Raw genomic sequence first — 17,677 nt, 5'->3', positions numbered from 1 at the left:
TTTCGCCAGGAGTCCCACTCGGTCGGTCGTCGCAGGAGCCGTGAGACGACTCGCTCCATTAGCCCCGGGCCGGATTCATCGAGCAGATCACGTAAGGCCTGCCGGGAGGGTTGGCGGCCAGGTCGTCGGCCGGCGTCAGAGGCGGCAGCATCGAACGCGTCTGAGCCTCCGGCGCCCTGTCTGACGGGACAGGCTCGGTGAGGTTCTGTAGGTGCTGTGTGAGCACGGCGATCACGTCGTCGCGATACTCGGCCCGCAAGACCGTGATGTCCCCCGTCGTGACATCCGCCCAACCGACTGCGGTTCCATCTGGCAGGTTGGCGTAGAGGCGATCATGCCCGTACCGCTTCCAGCGCGTGACGTGCAGCTCCACAAGATCCCCCTGTGCTCCCGCGTTGACGTTGCCGACATGCCAGCAGCAAGTGAGACGAGGCCACCAGGGAACGTCACTTGATCCCCACCAACGGCGTCGCTTCCCCGCTCGTACCTTCGAAGGACCCTCTCAGGGCTCGGGGGTCCATTCCACGGGAGGGGGCATGCGGCTGTAGTGGGCTCCCTTGGTGCCGTAGTGGGCGAGGTGCAGGGTTTCACCGTCGATCTGGATCTCTGCCGGCGGAGGGTTGGGAACGGAGATCCGCGGGTGGGCGTAGGGGTGGCCTTCGATGAAGACAGGCTCCCGGAAGTGGTTCCGGGCGTCCGCCCAGTCCTGGGCCCGCTCGCGGGTCCACGGGTTCTGCAAGGTCCGCGGGGCGGCCGGGTCGTGGTCGTAACCGTTGAGGCTGCGCACCAGAGCCTCGCTGTAGACACCCTTGACCCGGAAGTTCTCCAGGTCGTCCGCGCGCACGACCATGTTGACGTACCGACGGCCGTTGCCTCGGTGCCGGCCCACCGCGTGCCAGCGACCGTGGCCCGGGTCCCAGCGGACGGGCGGTATCCACAGGAGGGCGCCTGCGCGGAAGTGCTTCGTGCCGTGCTGGATGTCGAGGCCGCTCTCGCCGCGTGCGGTTTCTCGCGCCACGTTGGCCACCAGGCACCAGCCCAGCAGCCCGTCCGGTATCTCTGCTTCGGTAGGTCCCGTGTCTGCCACGCCGAGAATTTTGAGGCACGAGACGGGCGGCGAGCTAGCTCTTACTTGCCAACCACGGATCTCTTCGGCGTCCGCCTCGGGCAACAGGGTCCCGGCGTAGTGCCCGGTTGTCCGTGCCGAATTGAGTCTCGGTGTGAGCGCGACTGGCTGCGCGTTCGAGACGCTGCAGTGCTTCGTTCGGTCGTCCCAGGCAGTCGAAGCGCTCGGGCTCGCCCTTTCCACCGGTAAGGCCCGGGCCTCCTCACGTTCCGGCAACAATGGCACATACGTCCCGCACGACTGTCACAGTATCCCCACCAACTCCTGCCACTAATGAGGGGAATCGTGCGCCGCACCGTCTCGGCTCTCGCTCTGCTCTCCTGTCTGCCTCTCGCCGCCTGCGCGTCTTCTCACAAGCCTTCTGCAGCGCCTGACGTCCGCTTGGCCTCCTCGACGCCTTCAGCCACGAGCAGCGCAGCGCCGGCGGCAGCAGGTGACGGCAGCGGTGTCTGCACGATCTATCTGTACGGGCACGCCGCCCGTGCCGAGGTGCACAGCAGCGGGGCGTCCGATCCGGCGGCCGAGTGCGGCAGCCTCGCTTCTTCCGTTTCCACAGGCGGAGACTTCTGGACCACGCAAGCCGTTGCCGTGCAAGGTCTCGTGCCCGAGGTGTGCGCTGTGCAGAAGAACGGCGTCATGGTCGTGGTACGCGACACCAACGGCCAGATATTCGGGCAGAGCGTATGTAGCGCCCTACTCCAAGGCGGCTGGAGTGAAGACGCGCAGGCGGAGCGGACCGCACAGCAGCAGGACCAGGCGACGATTCGTGCAAGTGCGCAAGCCAGTGCGCAGGCGGCAAACCAGCAAACGGCGCAGGACGCGCTCACAACGCTTCAGGACTCCAACAGCTCGTTCAACAACGCCAAGTCGGTACGCGGCGACGTCGGGACAGCCGACAAGGACCTCGTGCAGGAACGGCAAGACGCCAAGGGCGGAAACGGCGATGGCTGCTACAACGTGGAGAACGTGGTCGGCTACGACGCCGAGAACGTCGTCGGGTACGACGTCACAAGCACAGCCAGCTACGACGTAGACCAAGAGCAGCAGGGGATCACGGGACTGCGATCCCAGATCACCGCTCTCAAGAACGCGCAGACAGCTCTCACCGCTGACGGGCTACCCACGCTGCCCGGTGCCAGCACCGCCATCGCCGCAGCGGAAGCGCACATCACCACCGCGCTCGCCACCACGAACAAGGCCATCGACCACCTCAACGCCGACATGCAGACCGCATACAGCATCGCCAACACCCTCGGCACCGGCGACTGTGCCAACACCGGCCCCGGTAAGGCGCCAGCGGGGCTCTCGCACATCTCGTGACCGAATCCGGGCCTCCGTCTGCCAGCGATCCGGCTCTGGACGAGTCCCAGAACGTGGTGGACGAATGGCTGGAGGCCTCCGGCACCCGGCGAGCGGCGCGGCTCAGCTCGCTCCTTCTGTTTGAAGCATCACCGCAGTTAGGCGCGAAACGAGGGAGGCCCCAGGCAACATGCCTAGGGCCTCGGGGTGGGTGCAGGTTGTCTCACTCGTACTCGCGGAGCAGGTCCTCGATACGGCGGTTGGCGACGTCCTGCCGACCGTCGAGGCACTTCGCGTACCGGGTCAACAGGACCTCGACGCTGTTGCCGGCGCGCTCGGCAACTTCGGTGGGATCCACTCCGGCGTTGAGCCACGTCGACAGCGCCGAGTGCCGAAGGTCGTACGGCCTACTCGCGAGCGGCGAGGCCGCGACGGCCGGCGGGAGCGCCAGGAGCCGAGCCTCCTGCCACACGCGGTAGTAGGTCGAGGATGGGACGACCGAGCCCTTCTCGCTGAAGAAGAGCCGCCCGTCTTCCGCCGTGTCGAACGTGGCGAGGTGATCGTGGAGCACCGCGACGAGCTGGGGCGGAATGGGTACGCGCCGAACATCCTCAGTCGGCCGATTCTTGAGCCCACGGTCGTCGTGGGTCTCCCCCGAGTCGGTCCACTGCTTGCCGACTTGCCGACCCAAGGACGAGTCCGGTGAAGCAGCGCCGACCCCCAGCCCTGCTCGGGCAGGACGAGGTCAGTCTCCACCAGGCCGACCGCCTCAGCGGGACGGAAGCCGCCGAAGTACATCGCCGCGAACAGCCCGACGAGACGCCGGCCGCGAGCACGCCTGTAGCCGCCCACGTAGGACACTGCCGCCAGGAGATTGCGAGCCTGCTCCGGGTTGGCGACAACACGAGGATCAACCTGGTTGGACACCTTCGGCTTCTGCCAGCGGACAGCCGTGATGGGGTTCTCACGCAGCTCCCCCAGGTCGACCGCGTAATTCGCGGCATTCACGAGCGTCCTGCGCTTACGTCGCACGGTCTCCGCCGCCGCCGCTGTCCCGTCGAGCTTGAGTTTCAGCGAGTCGAGCACCGCACGAGCCGTGGCGGGTTCGGCAAGATCAGCGAGTGGTCGAGATGCCTTGGACACCCAGTGCAGAACATTGCGTACGTCGTCCGGGACTTCCCGGCCGCCAGGCCCAGGTAACACGAATGCCGGCAGACGAGTCCGGCTGTACCTGAACTACTGCCGGATGCGGTGGCTGTACTGGAAGGTGCCCGGCTTTCAGGGCCTGGTCGGGCCGCAGCAGTGGCTCATTCAGGCGGGGAAGGGGCGGCCGGCGGCCATGACGTAACGCACGTTCCGGAGCGCATTCAGCTCCTTGAGTGGATCGCCGTCAACGACGAGGATGTCGGCTCGGTAGCCCTCCTTGATCCGTCCGGTCTCCGACGCGATCCCCAGGGCGCGGGCGGCGTCCGTGGTGGCCATATCGATGATCTTCGCATGGGGAATCCCTAGATATGCGTAGAACTCCAGGCTGTTGACAAACCCATTGAAAACAGCGCGTGTCACTCCGGCATCAGTGCCCGCGATCATAGGGAGGCCCAATTCGGCCATCCAGCGCATGGACGCGAACAGTTCGTGGGCCCGTTCCTGGCCTACCCGTTCTGCGAAACCCCGCCAGTTGGGGCTGGTGGCCGTGCACACCTGGATTCCCCGGGCCTTGATGCTCTCGGCGAGGTCCTCGCGCAGGTCGAATCCGCCGTCCGCGGCCATCCACGTGCAGTGCTCGATGGTGTTCACCCCTGCGGTCACCGCCGCCTCGATGCCTTCGGTCCCGTGTGCGTGGACGGCCACTGGCAATCCGGCCCGACCGGCCTCCTTAACGATGATGCGCAACTCGTCCGTTCCGAATTGGGCCTGCCAGACTGCCGGACCGCCCTTGGTCATTCCGCCGCCGGTCGCCATCACCTTGATGACGTCGGCACCGGCGTCGGCGTTGCGGCGCACCAGGTCACGGAGGGCGCGTTCACCCTCGACCTCACCGCCGAAAAACCAGCAGTGGCCTCCCGGCGAGGTCAGAGGCGTCATTGCGGAAAGGATCCGCGGCCCTGGCACGGCGCCTCGTGCGATGGTGTCGCGCAGGCGTCGGACGAGTCCGTCACGGTCACCGAGATCCCGCACCGTGGTCACTCCGGTACTGAGCAACTGCCGTGCCCGCTCCGCTCAGCCATTCCATCCCACAGGCCGTCGTCGCTGCTGTTCCGGAAGGCAGTGACCGGATCGGCGCTCGCGTCGAAGATAAGGTGCGTATGGCAGTCGATGAGGCCCGGCAACACGGTGGCGTCCGGAAAGGTCAGCGTGGCCGACGCGTCGGCTCCCAACTGGTCGACCACTGTTTGCGGCCCGACGGCAGCGATGATGCCATCACGGACGAGTACCGCACCGTCGTCCAGGCCCTCGCCGTCGGGACCGGTGAGGACTCGGCGAGCCGTGATCAATATGTCAGCCATGGTGTCCTTCTATCGGTGTGTGCAGCTTGAGCGCTGTCGCCGTAATGCTCGCTGCCATCAGGACGACCCGAGTGCTTGTGATACGGCAACCAGTTGTCGGGCGTCGGCGTCCAGGTTGTCCTCCACCGGCAGCGCGACACCGATGGCGCATGAGCCGACCGACTCGCCAGCGGCGTGGGCACGCAGGGCCGATGGCAGCCGCTCCGCCACGGCCTCGGGCGGCACTCCCTCTCCGACGCCCATCTTCGCTAGGTGGGGGCTGATGCGTACCAGACCGTCTCGGCATTCGATGACGCGACGGTAGTAACGGCGATGTATGCCGCGAATGTGCAGGACCTCCTGCCACGCAGCGGGCACCGATTGGTACAGTGCCGCCTCGGGGAACGCACTGTGCAAGGTCACCCACAACGGGCGCATCCGCCGGTAATCCCGGCGGTGCTGCCGCCAGACCCGCAACGCTGCCAGGCGCGTCACGACGCTGGAGAAGCTCACCCCCACGACGAATAGCGGAACTGCAACTGCGAGCAACAGGGCCGCACCACGAGGCAGAGCCTGCGGGAGGGTGCCGCCGGACCAGCGGACCACGTTGCCGGCCACCCGCAACGAGTTGGCCGCGATCATGCAGGCAAGGGAGGCGGCGGTCAGCCACAGCCCGGTAGACAGGGGCCGTTGTGACATTCGGGCGTACCGCCAGGTCCAGCACAGGGCCGCCGTGAAGGCATACACCAGGTAGAGCCCTGCTGCCGTGAAGAAAAGGGCGACCGGGGTGACACTCATGTCCGCCGTTGCGGAGGAGCGACCGCGAACGGTGGCCGGAGTCACGATGGTGGTCCACGTGAGCACGGCTACTACGACGGCCAGCAGCATTGCTTCGCGCCGTGCACGGCGGCCTGCGCCCAAGCGACCCGCGGGTGACGCGTGGGGGTCCAGCCATTCTTCGATGCCGAGCTGCACACGGTTACTTCTCTGCCGGCCCCGGGGCGGGCGCGACCCCGGTGAAGCACGACGAGCCCAGTTCGTCTCGAACCGGGGGCCCAGGTTGACCCCCGTCCCACCGAACCCGGTGACCCTTCATCTCGCCACCTGAGAACGCATCAGCCCTGATCGGCGATCGGTCGAAGATGTAAGGCATGGACAAGTAGAAGGTGACCATACGGAAGACGACGCCCTCGGAGTACGAGGTGGCGACTGAGCATCGCGAGGCTGAGTCGGCACAAGAACTCAGCAAGTTCATGCCCGAGGAACTTGCGCGAGAACGGGTTCGTCAGGGCACGGCTCAGTTCCTCCCGAACGGCCCCGACACGGCTGGTCACCATCTCGTGGTGGCGGAGAATGAATCAGGCGAGGTCGTGGGAAATGCGTGGATCGGCCCGGATCTGCGCCAAGCTTCGGGCACGGCCGGCAGCCCGAAGAGCTCGGCCCAGGTGTAGGGGTGGTCCGGGTTCGGGGCCCACACCGCGGCGAGGTCGGCGGCGCTCGGTACTCTCACTCGTCCTTCTCATCCTTCATCAGGTCCTGGAGGTCTGACTCGATACCGGAGCCGGCGGCGTAGACACCCGTGGTGAGGGTGGTGCCCACGGTGTTCTTGAAGGCGCCGTCCGTGAGCTTCCCACGGGTCGCTCAGGTTCTTTCCGCCGAGGCTGCCGTGCTGCTCCAGGGCATGGTTGACGCCGTGGTTCTGGGCGTTGCCGACGGCCCCGTGGCGGCGTCGGTGAGCGGGTCCTGGCCGGACACCGGCAACGATCAGCGCCGTGTTTGCGGCTGCGCCCGTCGGCCAGGCAACATTCCGGTGGGCCAGAAAGCGCCCACCGCCCTATCACCGGATACACCGAAGCCGACTGTGGCGGGTCAACCAGCGGACGTGTGGCCCGGCGTATCCGGGCCACACCAGTGCCTCCTATCGATTCAGGACCGGTGCCAAGTAGCGGTCCCAGATCTGGGCCTTGTAGTACGGGCCACAGCCGTCACTGTCGTACTGAGGGCTGTCGAACACGACCCAGTAGGCCAGCTCTCCGCTGTGCGCCGCGTTGTCTCGAACCGGTGCCGGGGGCTCGAAATCGTCGATCGTCCCCTGAAACACTTCCAGCCACGGACCGGGCCAGGCCGGATCTTGGACGACGGTGACCCGCGTACCGGGTGCCATCGCATCTTCCGGCCACGGCACATCGGTGCCGCCACCGTCGCTTTTCATGCGTGGGGACCGGGACGATGCATCATGACTCATGACGACGTCCTCCCTGATGCCTCTCGGACACCGCGGACCATCCGTGCGAAACCCTTTGGATCCTGACAGAGTCTCATCAGCTTCGGTCCTTGAACTTGAAGTCTGCGGCTTCCCGCGTTTGAGTGTTGTAGACGTAGTGAATTTCGACGCCGTCCACAGTCTGTTCCATTTTCACCCATCCTTCGGAAGCGGGCCACCGCGGGTCCTTCATGGCAATGGGCAGTTGATTGCCGTACGAGGCATTCTCCCTGACCAGGTCCATTACGCGTTGCTCGTTGGTGCCGCCACTCTGTGTGCGCCCTGTCGACTGCGCGTCTCGGAGCGCCTGGCCGAGTCCATTACTGAACCGCCCGAGGCCGTCGGTGACCCCATAGATCCCGGCAGCGGCCAGCCCCGTACCCGCGACGATCGCCGGTGCGCCCGCCAGGCAGCCGATTCCGGTCAGGCACAGGCCTCCACCCCCGACGTCAACGGAAGCTCCGGCGCCGATTCCCCAGACGCCGGCACCTGTCTCGAGCAGACCCGCCCAAACGTCGGAATTACTGAGAATTGCCTGCCCATAGTCGCCGATTGTAATGACGGTGTCCTTGAGCCAGCCGGGAACCCAGCCTCCGTCGTCCTGCTCGTCCTTCTTCTTGCGCCAGTCCGCCACGATCTGGCGCCATTTGGCCTCCTGCTCCTGCTGCTTGGCGACTGCGGTGCGGTAGGCCTCCGTTGCCGCTTGGCCGGCGGCGGTGGCGTCCTTGCCTGCCGCGGTGGCCGAGGCGCGTGCCTGCTGGGCTGCGGTCCAGGCCGAGTCGGCGGAGCCGGGTGCTGCAGTGGCTGAGTACTGGGCCTGGGCGGCGGAGCTGACGGCTGCGGCTGCCGCGTTTTCGGCGTCCTGCTGGGCGTTGCGGGCGGTCTTCGCCGAGGCGGCGGCGTCCTTGGCCGACTGTTCGGCCTGAGTGGCGTAGCCGTCGGCCTGAGCCGCGTACTTCTTGGCGTCCGCCGCCGACTGCTTGGCCTGGTTGGCGTAACCGGCGGCTTCGGATGCCGCCTTGGCGGCGGTGGCCGCTGCGTTGCCCGCTTCGGCCGCATTCTTCTGGGCGGTGGCGGCGACACTTGCGGCCTGGGCGATGAGTTGCTGGATCTGGGCCTCGTGGGTGGCGGCTAGCCGGTCCTGCCGCTGGGCCTTGTACTGGCCGACGGTGATGAAGGCGTGGAGCAGCTCGGTGGGGCCCTCCAGGGCGATGCGCGCCGCGGCCTTCACCTGCGGGCCGCCACTGTCGGCGAGTTGGGCGGCGCGGACGCGTTCGTCCTGGGTCCGTGCCTCCGAGTCGCCCGAGGCGATGAACTGGCGCAGTGCGTCCGGTGTGTCGGAGTCCAGCGCGGTGCGGCCTGCCTGCTGCTCGATGGGGCCGGCGGTGGCGATGGTCCGGGCGATGTACAGGCGCATGTCCTGCTTCATGGCCTCGTACTGGCCGGTGGTGAGGAAGGCGGTCACCGCGGTGGAGTCGCCCTGCAGGGCTGTGGAGGCGGCGGTGCGCACATCGGCGGAGCCGGCGCCTTCCGCCAGCCGTTCGACGTCCTGGCGGTCGTCCTGACCGCTCGCTTCCGCGCGGCCGGTGCGGATGTACGCGGTCACATCCTGATCGGAGCCCGCCAGGGCCACGAGAGCCGCGGACTGGCTCCACGGGCGGCCGGTCTTGGCCGTCGCCAGCGCCACCTTGCGGGCTTCAGGAGCGATCTGCGCGGCATCCGCGCCTGGCTGGGCGGCCTGGTCGGCGAGCTTGGCCGCCTCGGCCTGCAGATCCTTCGCCTGCTGCGCCGCCGCTTGCTGTGCCGCGGTGCGCTGATCCTCCGCGGCCTTCAGGTCTTTGGCCCGGTCGATGGCCTCGTTGGTACGGGCCGTCAGTCGCTCGGTGTCGATGCGTACTGCCAGGTCGTGGACCTTCTGGGCCTTGGCCACCGCCGCACTGGCGGCGTTGGCGTCCTTCTTGGCCTCTGCGGCGTGCGTGGCGGCCTGTTTGGCGGCGGTCGCCGCCTGTCCGGCGTGGGCTGCCGCGTCGTCGGCCGCCTTCGCCGCGTTCTCGGCGTGCGTGGCCGCGTCGTTCGCGGCGTCGCGGGCCTCGCCGGCTGCGGACGCGGCTTCCTGCGCCAGCGACTCAGCGGCAGCGGCGGCACGACTCGCCTCCTGGGCGTGCCGGTGCGCGCTGGCCGCGGCGTTCTGCGCTTCGGCGGAGTGGGCTCCGGCCTGGTCGGCGTAGGCGTTCGCCTGGTCGGCCGCGTCCGCGGCGTCGTTGGCATTGCTGCCGGCACCACTCGCGGCCTGGGCCGCGTCTGCGGCCGATGAGGCGGCGGTACGTGCCGAGTCGGCGGCCTGGGCGGCGGCGTGAGCGCCCGCGGCTGCGTCCCGTGCCTGCTGAGCCGCCTGGCGTGCGGCGCCTGCCTGGCCGGCGTCGACGGCCGCGTTGGCAGCGGCGTCGCGGGCTCGGGAGGCTGCCTCGGCGGCACCGCTCGCGGCCGCGGCGGCAGCCGAGGCGGCGTTGGCGGCGACATGGGCAGCATCGGTGGCGGCCTGGGCCGCGTCGATCGCCGTCTGCGCGGCGGTGGCGGCCTGCTGGGCGGCGCTCGCCGCGCGGGCGGCGGCTGCGGCCGCGTGCTGGGTGTCCTTCTGGGCGGCCTGGGTTTCGGAAGCGGCCTTCTGGGCCGCTTCCTTGGCCAGTTTCGCCGCGGTCACCGCACGGGCGGAGGCGTCCTTGGCGGCCTGGGTCTGCTGCCCGGCCAGCTTGCCCGCCTTCGTCGCCTGATCGGCGAGCTGGGCGACGGTGGCGTGTTCCTGGTCGTGCGAGCGGGCCACGAACTGCCCGCCCTGGAGGAACTCGTGGATGTCGGCGGCCGTGCCGTTGATCGCGATACGGCCGGCTGCCTGGACGTTGGGCCCGCCCGCCGAGATGATCTGGGCGACCTGGACGCGCTCGTCCTGTTCCTGGTCGGTGTACTGGTCGTTGTCGAGGAAGTTCTTGATGTCGTCGGGTGTGCCGTTGAGCGCGGCTCGACCGGCCTTCTGTACCTCGGGACCGCCCGTGTCGATGATCTGCGCGACGCGGACGCGCTGGTCCTGCTGCAGCGGTGCCTTCCAGCCGTCCTTCAGGAACGTCTTGAGGTCGTCCGGCGTTCCGTCGAGCGCCTTGCGCGCGGCCTCCTGAAGGCTGAGGCCGCCGACGCTGGCGAACTGGGCGACGGCCACCCGCTCGTCCTGGACCGCGATGTCGGAAGCCTGAGCCAGGAAGTTCCCGACGTCGCTGTCGCTACCTGCGAGAGCGGCCTCAGCCGCGGCTCGTACACCGGGGCCGCCGGTCTCCCACAACCGCACCACCTTGCCGCGGTCGGTGTCCGGAAGCGCACCGCCGATTCCGCTCTCCGTGGGTGCGGTCCCGTCGGCTCTGGCCGGGGAGGGTGCGGGCCCCAGCAGGCCCAGAACGAGCGCGCCGGGCAGCAGGCCCAGGCTCAACACGCGGATCGCGTGCTGTGCTCCTGCCGCCACGCGCCGTTGGCGTCGTGAACGTGTCACTGCGGACTCGATTCGTCTCGTGTGATTTTTTAGGGGATGTGTGCACTGGCTTGCCCGCACGTCGGCGGGGACTTTGGTCATGGGCCCCTGCGCGGGGGCAGTCCGAGGGGCGGTCCATCGGTTCCATGCGGGCCGCCCCTCGAAGGGCCATGTGCTGGTGGGTCAGCCGGCCGGTGCGAGCTGTACCTCGTCGTGCAGACCCTTGGCGTCCACGCCCGGGAAGAGGCTGACGTGGCCGTCCTTCCAGCGGACGAGGATGTCGGCGGCGGCGGTGTTCGTGGTGAAGGCGCCCGCGGCGACCACGGTGGCGTCGGCCCAGTTCGACTTGGCCGGTCGGATCTTGATCTCGGCGGGCAGGCCCTTGCCGGTCAGGCCCGGGTAGGTCGTGGTCTCGCCGTCGATCCAGCGCACCAGCAGGTCATCAGTGGGACTGCCGGTGAACGAGCCCGTGCTGATCTGTTCGGCGAAGGGCCACGTGCTGTTCTTCGTGACGATCTGTGTCTGCTTGTTCAGCCCGTTGGCCGCCAGGTCGCTGAAGAGGGAGACATGGCCGTCCTTCCAGGCGACCAGCAGGTCGTCACGGTGACCTGCGGGGGTGAAGCGGCCGCCGGTCAGCAGCCGCGCGTCGTCCTTCCAGAGGGCACTGTTCGGCGGGGCGAGCTGCTTCTCACCGTGGAAGCCGTTGGCATCGACGGTGGTGTACTGGGTCATCTCGCCGTCGATCCATCGCACGACGAGCCCGTCCGTGCCGCCACCGGTGTCGACACTGGTGAGCGAGAGGGCCTTGGCCCAGATGCCCTTCGGAGCTGCCAGCCGGTATTCGGTGGCGAAGGGGTGGGCGGGGTCGTTGCCGTCGCCGCCCTGGTAGAGGGTGACCTCGCCGTCCCCCCAGCGGACGATCAGGTCCATGTGCCGCCTGCCGCCTGCCGAGCCGCCGGTGTAGTAGCCCGCGGTGATCTGCTGGGCGTCCTTCCACGGGGCGCTCGCGAAGGTGGTGCTGTAGGCGATCTGCTGCACCCAGCCGGCGAGGTCGTCGACCCGGGCGTCCACAGCCCCCGTGCGGGTCTCGGCCGCATCGGTGCCCAGGCAGCCGCCCTGCCAGGACAGGCTGTTGACGCCGATGATCTGGGTGTGGCCGCCTGCGGTGCTCAGCGCGGGCCCGCCGGTGTCGCCCTTGCAGATCGCGGCCCCGTCGGACTTGGCCGCCAGGTCCACGGTGGTGGCGGCCACACTCTGGACAGTGAACGCGGCCGCGTGCACCTGGTCGGGCACCCACTCGTCGTGTGTGCGCCCGTATCCGGCGGCCTGGACCTCGTCCCCGGCACCGGGCGCCGCGCCGGCCACCGGGATGGGGGTGACGCCGCTGACGGGCTTGGCCAGTTGGGCCATGATCACGTCACGGTCGGTGCGGGGAACGAGATTCACCACCTGCTGGGCGCTGCCGCCGACGGTGGCCGTGTCACAGAACCCGATCAGGGCGTTCGCGGCAGGCGTGAACGCCAAACGCCCCCACAAATGGCGGGTTGCCGCTCTGGCCCTGCACGGTGAGGACCTTGATCTGCTGGGCGGAGTCATCACACGTGGAGAGGGTGATGTGTCCGTCGCCCTTGATCAGCTTGATGCCCTGGTCCCGCTGTATCCGGTCCGCGTTGGGGTAGGCGAAGTCCTCCACCGCGGACGGCGGTGTGGCCCCCGCGGAACCTCCTGGCGGCTGCGGGTCGGCAGAGGCCAGCACCGGCGCGCCGACAAGCGCCACGAATGCAGCAGCCCCCGCGATGGCGAGCATCCTGCGCATACGAGGAGTCACCCGAAATCCTTTCCAGGCATGGGTGACAGCACATCTGCAGCCCCCCACGCACAGACATAAAGCAAAAAAAATGGTCGACCGTGAGCCTAAAGCGGCATCAGAAAGAAAAGCAACATGACCATACCCACAGGTAAGTCACAGAACCCGATCAGGGCGTTCGCGGCAGGCGTGAACGCCAAACGCCCCCACAAATCCATGGTTGCGCGTTCTACTAATTCCCTTGAAGGTGATGAATTGCCGACGCGGAGGGAAAGCCAGGCCGTTCGTCGCCGGTGGGCGTCTGGTCAGAGGGCCGGTGCAACAAGAACGTGTTCCGCTCCGAGTTCGGTGGAGTTGGTGTCCGAGTACAGGGTGATTCCGCCGTCGGGCCGGTGAACGACGAGGTCGTCGGTCAGGCCGTCGGGGGTGAAGTTCCCGGCGGTCATGGCCAGGTCGCCGGTCCACGCAGTGTTGGGGCTCTGAAGGCGGGTTGCGCCTCCCGGGCCGGAGGTGGTGATGCTCGGGTAAGTGTCGATCGCGCCGTTGGACCAGCGGACCATGAGACTCCGCCTCCCGCTGCCCGAGAAATCCACGCTGGTGAGATCGACGGCGTCCTTCCAGCTGGAGTTGGGCTCCTTCAATGTGTTTTCCTTGCCGAAAGTACCGGCACCCACGTTGGTGTAAAGGGTCAGTTCACCGTCGGACCAACGCACGATGAGATCGCTGACAGCTCTGTCCGCGGTGAAGCGACCAGCCGTGATCTGCGTGGCGTGGGTCCATGTCTTATTGGCACCGATCATCCGGGTGCCGGCAGTGTTCAGCCCGTTCTTTCCGACATCGCCGTAGAGGGTGACTTCGCCGTCGGACCAGCGCACCATCAGGTCGGACTGGTTCGAGCCCGTGAAGTCTCCCGCGGTGATGGTCGCCGCATGGGTCCATGTCCGGTTGGGAGGAAGGAGCTGTTGCTGGGAGACGAATGTTCCGTTGCCGTCACCGAGGTACAAGGTGGCCCGGCCATCACTCCGCACCGCGATCATGTCGCTGTGTCCGGTACCCCGGAAATCTCCGGAAGCCAGGAGCCGCGCGTTGCGCCAGGTGTCCCAGGCGCCCATGGAGTAGGGAAGCGCGGGCTGTTGGTAGGGGCCGTGATCGGTGTGGTCACCGCGTTGGGCGTCGCTGTACAGCTGGAAGAAGCGGTCACCGTACACGGGGCTGTACGTGATCCGGTTGTACAACGGATCACTTGTCGGCACATCAGGACCACCACCGTTCCAGCCGCCGACGTTGCCCACGATCTCCCCGGTACCCGAGCCGCTCAAGTCGACCCTGGAAAACCACGGGCCACCGGAGACGCCTCCCCACATTCCGGCGCAGTCGATGCGCATCTGGTTGAACCCCGCCAGCGCGCCGGTTCCGGTCGGGCAGCTCACCGCCTGGTCCGCCCTGTCGTATTTGCTCATCGGATACCCGATGACGGTGACGTTGCTGGTGAATCCCGGGGTGCCGGTCACCGTGTTCGCCCCTACCACGTCCTGGACCTTCTTGCCCTGGTAGGGGCCGACCCGTGCAAAGGCGAAGTCCAGGTCGGAGTTGACGCTCTTGTCAGCCGCCCAGTGGGAGTCGCGGAACCACTCCTGAACGGGAAAGACTCCGAACGTCTGATCGTCGGCGGACTTACCGCTGTCGTACCGGGGGACGAACATGCCATGGGCGCTCTTGCAGTGCCCGGCGGTGAGGATCAGGTCGTGCCCAGGGCTGTCGACCACACTGGCGGTGCAGGAGTGCGCCTCAGGCCCGCTTCCGGTGTAGAGAACCCCGACTGATTTGATCCCGGCGAAGTGCTTGCCGGTGTCGGCGGCCGGCTTGGAGCCCGGCTTGGCACCCGGCTTGGTGGCCGAACCGCCTTGAGCCGACGCGCGTCCCGCCGGTTCGACACGGCGGCCGGAAGGGTCGGTGGCCGCCGCCATACGGTCATGCGTCCAGAACCGGATGGCATCCGCGGCCGTCCATTTCGGATCGCCGTCCGGATCAGCGGCCCGAGTCGCCCCGGACGACGCCGATGGCACCGGCCGACGACCTGAGAAGCGCTGTTGACCCTTGTCCGCCGCGCCGCCAGTGCTCTGATGGTTGCGCGATGCATTCCGGACTGCTGTCGGGGCAGGCACGGAAACGCGTGTCGCCTGAGCCGTAAAGGAAGAAGACGCGGCGGCCACGCCGGGGTCGCCGGCCAGCAGCAGGCCCCACAACATGGCGGTGACCGCGCTCAGCGTGCGTATTCGGGGCACAGCAAGACTCCACTAGGTGGGGCGTGGAAGCGGGGGGTACCTGCAACGGCTCGCGATCGCCGGGCCGGGTCCGGCGGACGGGTGGGAAGGCGGAAGAGCAGGAGGAAGCCACGGTGTTGGGCGGTGCCCGAGGCGGCGGCCGTACCAGTGGCGCGTCGGGGTCAGCGGTCGCCGCTGCCGCGGCTCGCGGTTACCCGAGGGGGATGGCGATCCGCACCGCCGTCACGGGTGGAGAACAGTCGCTTCCGCTGCCGCCCAGGCCGGAGTACCCGTGATACTCGGCGAACAGGCAGCGGCGGCACTGCTGTCAAACCGTGGTGATGCCTTCGCGGACTGGTTTATCCGCGGACTGTCATTGATTGACAAGTCGTTCCCCCCAGCGGCGTCCGCCGCTCATCCGCCGCCATGGGCGACTCACGAATCCGGGAGTGGCTGCTCCCGGCCTGTGTTCAACAAGGCCCTGGTCAGGGGCAGTTCGAACACGTACGCCAATGATAGAGGTCGCAGACCGCCGAACGCAGTGTCGACTGATCTCCATGACAGGTTCTCGAGCGAACGGTCAACCGCTTCGTGAGCTGCGCGAACAACGGATCGACCAGCGCGCGGGGACTGTCCGTCGCGGACTGGGCCATACCAGATCCTCACCACCCCATCACCCGCACACCCGGATCTCACAACGGTTCCCGCCTGTCCCACGGAACTCGAGCCTGCGACCGCAAGCCGACGGTCCACCGCTTCAACCGGACAACCGTCTGGATCACGAGCTGTGCGCCTTCCATCGGCGGCTTTCCTCCCTGTTGCCATGTCCCGAGTCCCCCGCCGGGGGCACTCGCCAGTCAGCCAGCAAGAACCAGGGTCTGACCCGCGCGGATGCCAACACGAGAGAGCGGGAATCAGTCTCACTGACTCCCGCTCTTTCTCATTGCCTCTCACTCACCCGGTCTGAACACTCCGAGGCGATGCTCATCCTCGCCAGATGAGGAACTGGGGCGTTATCGCGATCAGGGCACGTGCCGCACGACTGGGCGTGCGCTCGGACGGAACGGCCAGGGAAAACGGCCAGTCCAGGTCGGCGTCGTCGATGGTCGGCGTGGCGACGTCCTCCGCCTTGGCGAGGGCAGGCCGTGGCAATAGCGCCACGCCCAGGCCGTTGCGGACATAGGCCACGCCGGTGGGGACGTCGGTGATCTCGAGGGCGACGCGACGGGTCACCGAGGCGGCAGCGAAGGCCTGATCGGCAACGGTCCGGATGCCATAGCTCACGGGGAAGTCCACGAAGTCCAGGCCGGCTAGTTCGGTGATCGGCACGGTGCGACGTTTCGCGAGCGGATGGTCGGCCGGCACGACGAGGTCGAGCACCGAAGTGACGAGGTCGGTCAGCGTGATGCCCGTCGGGTGCGGTCCGGGCAGAGAGACGAAGGCGAGGTCGAGCCGCCGTTCGAGGAGGGCGTCGATCAGTCCCTGGGAGCCGGAGGCGGCGGCGCTGGTCTGCAGGAGCACACCGGGATGACGCCGGTGGAATTCATTGAGGAGCGCAGGAAAGTCGATGAGCCCCACCGTGGTCATCGTGCCCAGCCGCAGGGTGCCGCGCAGTCCTCCGCGGACCTCGGCCACCGCGTCTGCGGCTTCCCGGGCCGCGTTGAGAGCGGCATGGGCGCGCGGGAGCAGGGCGGCACCGGCATCGGTGAGCAGCACGCGTTTGGTGGTGCGTTCCAGCAGCGGCGTGCCGAGTTCTCGCTCGAGGTTCTTGATCGTGGTGGAGACCGCGGACTGGACGACGTGCAGCCGTGCGGCGGCACGGGTGAAGTTCGCCTCCTCGGCGACGGCGACGAAGTGCTCGAGCTGGCTCAGTTCCACCCTCCCAGTATCCCTCAGAGAGCCCCCACTTATCTCTCAGTGAGATAAGTGCAGTCTCTGACTTTCGTTGGACAGCGGCCGTTACGGTCAACGATTCTTTTCATCGGAGGAACTGCTCGAAGCAGGAATGCTTGCCCGCGGGCACATCGAAACTGGAGGACAAGCGCAAGGTGACCGCCACGATCAACAGGCTGGTCGCCGAGGCGCTCGATATCCCCCCTCGGACTACATCTTCATCTCCCTGATTCGAACGAGAATTTCTTGTTCGGACGAGGGGAGCTGCGATTGGCCAAAGGTGCGCCGTGCTGGTGGATTCCAAAACCTCTGGACGTCCCGAGTCCGGAAACACGCCGAATAAAATCCAGGAACGAGGAGACGAGCGTCAATGACCACACCGAACGAGCCCACCGGAAAGCTGAACAACCAGGCGCCGCACCTGGACTACTACCCAGAGTGGCTCGACAATCTCGCCGACGACGTCATCCTCCAGGGAAATTTCGCCAACGGTGAAGTGATCGGCAAGGAAAAATTAGGGGAACTGCTGAGCTTCGCTCGAAGCAACTACGCTTTCCAGGACTTCCGCTTCTTCGGCAAGCGCGGCGAGCTCTTCCTGGAAGACTACCGCTCCACCATCCGTGGCAGCGAGACCTACCGTCCGGGTGGAATCGAGATTTACAACTTCGTCGTCGTGTACTTCAACGAGGCGGGCGAGACCAGTCAGCTGGTCATGAACCACCGGCCACAGTCAGCCGCCCTGCTGTTCTCGTCCCTGCTGGCGGAGCACTTCGGTGACAAGTTCGGCTCGGACCTCTTCTACAAGGGCGATGTCAGCGACGGGCTGCTCGACCACGACCTGTCCCGCGGTCAGTGGCCCCCGTCGCAGTCCCACTGACTTGCGACGGCCGGGCTGTCCGCTCAAGGACGGGCTGTAACACCCGGGGTGCTGCAGCCCGTCGGCGAAGCCGACCACTCGGTACGAGGTGCCCAAAGACCCCGTCACCAGCGGAAACGTTGCGGTCGGGGTCTTCGCGTTTGTGCAG

The 17,677-nt window shown here is 67.4% G+C and carries 14 protein-coding genes and 1 pseudogene; 3 read left to right on the top strand and 12 right to left on the bottom strand.

Going from position 1 to position 17,677, the window contains the following annotated elements; all coding sequences use genetic code 11:
- Window positions 1-58 precede the first annotated feature (58 nt).
- Window positions 59-373 carry a hypothetical protein gene (locus AB0L95_RS10815; RefSeq protein WP_365160152.1) on the bottom strand — a complete coding sequence of 105 codons (315 nt, stop codon included), beginning with the start codon at window positions 371-373 and terminating at the stop codon, window positions 59-61.
- 129 nt (window positions 374-502) lie between these two features.
- Window positions 503-1,087 (bottom strand): hypothetical protein, encoded by a 585-nt coding sequence (locus AB0L95_RS10810; RefSeq protein WP_365160149.1) that lies wholly within the window; start codon window positions 1,085-1,087, stop codon window positions 503-505.
- A 324-nt stretch (window positions 1,088-1,411) separates the two neighbouring features.
- Between AB0L95_RS10810 and AB0L95_RS10805 the strand changes: the two genes are divergently transcribed.
- Window positions 1,412-2,446: a hypothetical protein gene (locus AB0L95_RS10805; protein ID WP_365160146.1), complete on the top strand. Its 1,035-nt coding sequence runs from the start codon at window positions 1,412-1,414 to the stop codon at window positions 2,444-2,446.
- Between the two features lie 202 nt (window positions 2,447-2,648).
- On the opposite strand, the pseudogene AB0L95_RS10800 reads toward AB0L95_RS10805, so the two are convergent.
- From AB0L95_RS10800 to AB0L95_RS10785, 4 genes and pseudogenes are all read right to left on the bottom strand, one after another.
- A pseudogene (locus AB0L95_RS10800) lies at window positions 2,649-3,634 on the bottom strand (site-specific integrase); the annotation flags it as partial.
- A gap of 102 nt (window positions 3,635-3,736) precedes the next feature.
- Window positions 3,737-4,603, bottom strand: coding sequence for an amidohydrolase family protein (locus AB0L95_RS10795; protein ID WP_365160413.1), 867 nt, complete (start codon window positions 4,601-4,603; stop codon window positions 3,737-3,739).
- 5 nt (window positions 4,604-4,608) lie between these two features.
- Window positions 4,609-4,920 (bottom strand): hypothetical protein, encoded by a 312-nt coding sequence (locus tag AB0L95_RS10790; RefSeq protein ID WP_365160144.1) that lies wholly within the window; start codon window positions 4,918-4,920, stop codon window positions 4,609-4,611.
- 69 nt (window positions 4,921-4,989) lie between these two features.
- Window positions 4,990-5,886, bottom strand: coding sequence for an MAB_1171c family putative transporter (locus AB0L95_RS10785; RefSeq protein WP_365160141.1), 897 nt, complete (start codon window positions 5,884-5,886; stop codon window positions 4,990-4,992).
- A 191-nt stretch (window positions 5,887-6,077) separates the two neighbouring features.
- Here AB0L95_RS10785 and AB0L95_RS10780 point away from each other — a divergent pair, with 191 nt between their 5' ends.
- Complete coding sequence (locus AB0L95_RS10780; RefSeq protein ID WP_365160138.1) at window positions 6,078-6,362, top strand: hypothetical protein; 285 nt, start codon at window positions 6,078-6,080, stop codon at window positions 6,360-6,362.
- 467 nt (window positions 6,363-6,829) lie between these two features.
- Here AB0L95_RS10780 and AB0L95_RS10775 read toward each other — a convergent pair whose 3' ends face one another.
- The 6 genes from AB0L95_RS10775 to AB0L95_RS10750 form a co-directional block, all read right to left on the bottom strand.
- Window positions 6,830-7,156, bottom strand: a complete 327-nt coding sequence (locus AB0L95_RS10775) for a ferrous iron transport protein A (protein WP_365160136.1) — start codon at window positions 7,154-7,156, stop codon at window positions 6,830-6,832.
- A 76-nt stretch (window positions 7,157-7,232) separates the two neighbouring features.
- Complete coding sequence (locus AB0L95_RS10770) at window positions 7,233-10,682, bottom strand: ALF repeat-containing protein (RefSeq protein ID WP_365160133.1); 3,450 nt, start codon at window positions 10,680-10,682, stop codon at window positions 7,233-7,235.
- Window positions 10,683-10,871: 189 nt separating this feature from the next.
- The gene (locus tag AB0L95_RS10765) at window positions 10,872-12,212 is read right to left on the bottom strand and encodes a trypsin-like serine protease (protein WP_365160130.1); all 1,341 of its coding nucleotides are present in this window, start codon (window positions 12,210-12,212) and stop codon (window positions 10,872-10,874) included.
- Window positions 12,169-12,495, bottom strand: coding sequence for a hypothetical protein (locus AB0L95_RS10760; RefSeq protein WP_365160127.1), 327 nt, complete (start codon window positions 12,493-12,495; stop codon window positions 12,169-12,171). The genes AB0L95_RS10765 and AB0L95_RS10760 overlap by 44 nt, the downstream gene beginning before the upstream one ends.
- A gap of 305 nt (window positions 12,496-12,800) precedes the next feature.
- Entirely contained in the window at window positions 12,801-14,780 is a 1,980-nt protein-coding gene (locus AB0L95_RS10755) for an FG-GAP-like repeat-containing protein (RefSeq protein ID WP_365160124.1), read from the bottom strand.
- 963 nt (window positions 14,781-15,743) lie between these two features.
- Entirely contained in the window at window positions 15,744-16,637 is an 894-nt protein-coding gene (locus AB0L95_RS10750; RefSeq protein ID WP_365160121.1) for a LysR family transcriptional regulator, read from the bottom strand.
- A gap of 385 nt (window positions 16,638-17,022) precedes the next feature.
- On the opposite strand from AB0L95_RS10750, the gene AB0L95_RS10745 reads away from it, so the two are divergent.
- Window positions 17,023-17,529, top strand: a complete 507-nt coding sequence (locus AB0L95_RS10745; protein ID WP_365160118.1) for a hypothetical protein — start codon at window positions 17,023-17,025, stop codon at window positions 17,527-17,529.
- The last annotated feature ends 148 nt before the right edge of the window (window positions 17,530-17,677 follow it).

The organism is Streptomyces sp. NPDC052036 (assembly GCF_040680495.1).
Classification (GTDB): Bacteria; Actinomycetota; Actinomycetes; order Streptomycetales; family Streptomycetaceae; genus Streptomyces.
This window is presented reverse-complemented; position numbering and strand designations above follow the sequence as displayed.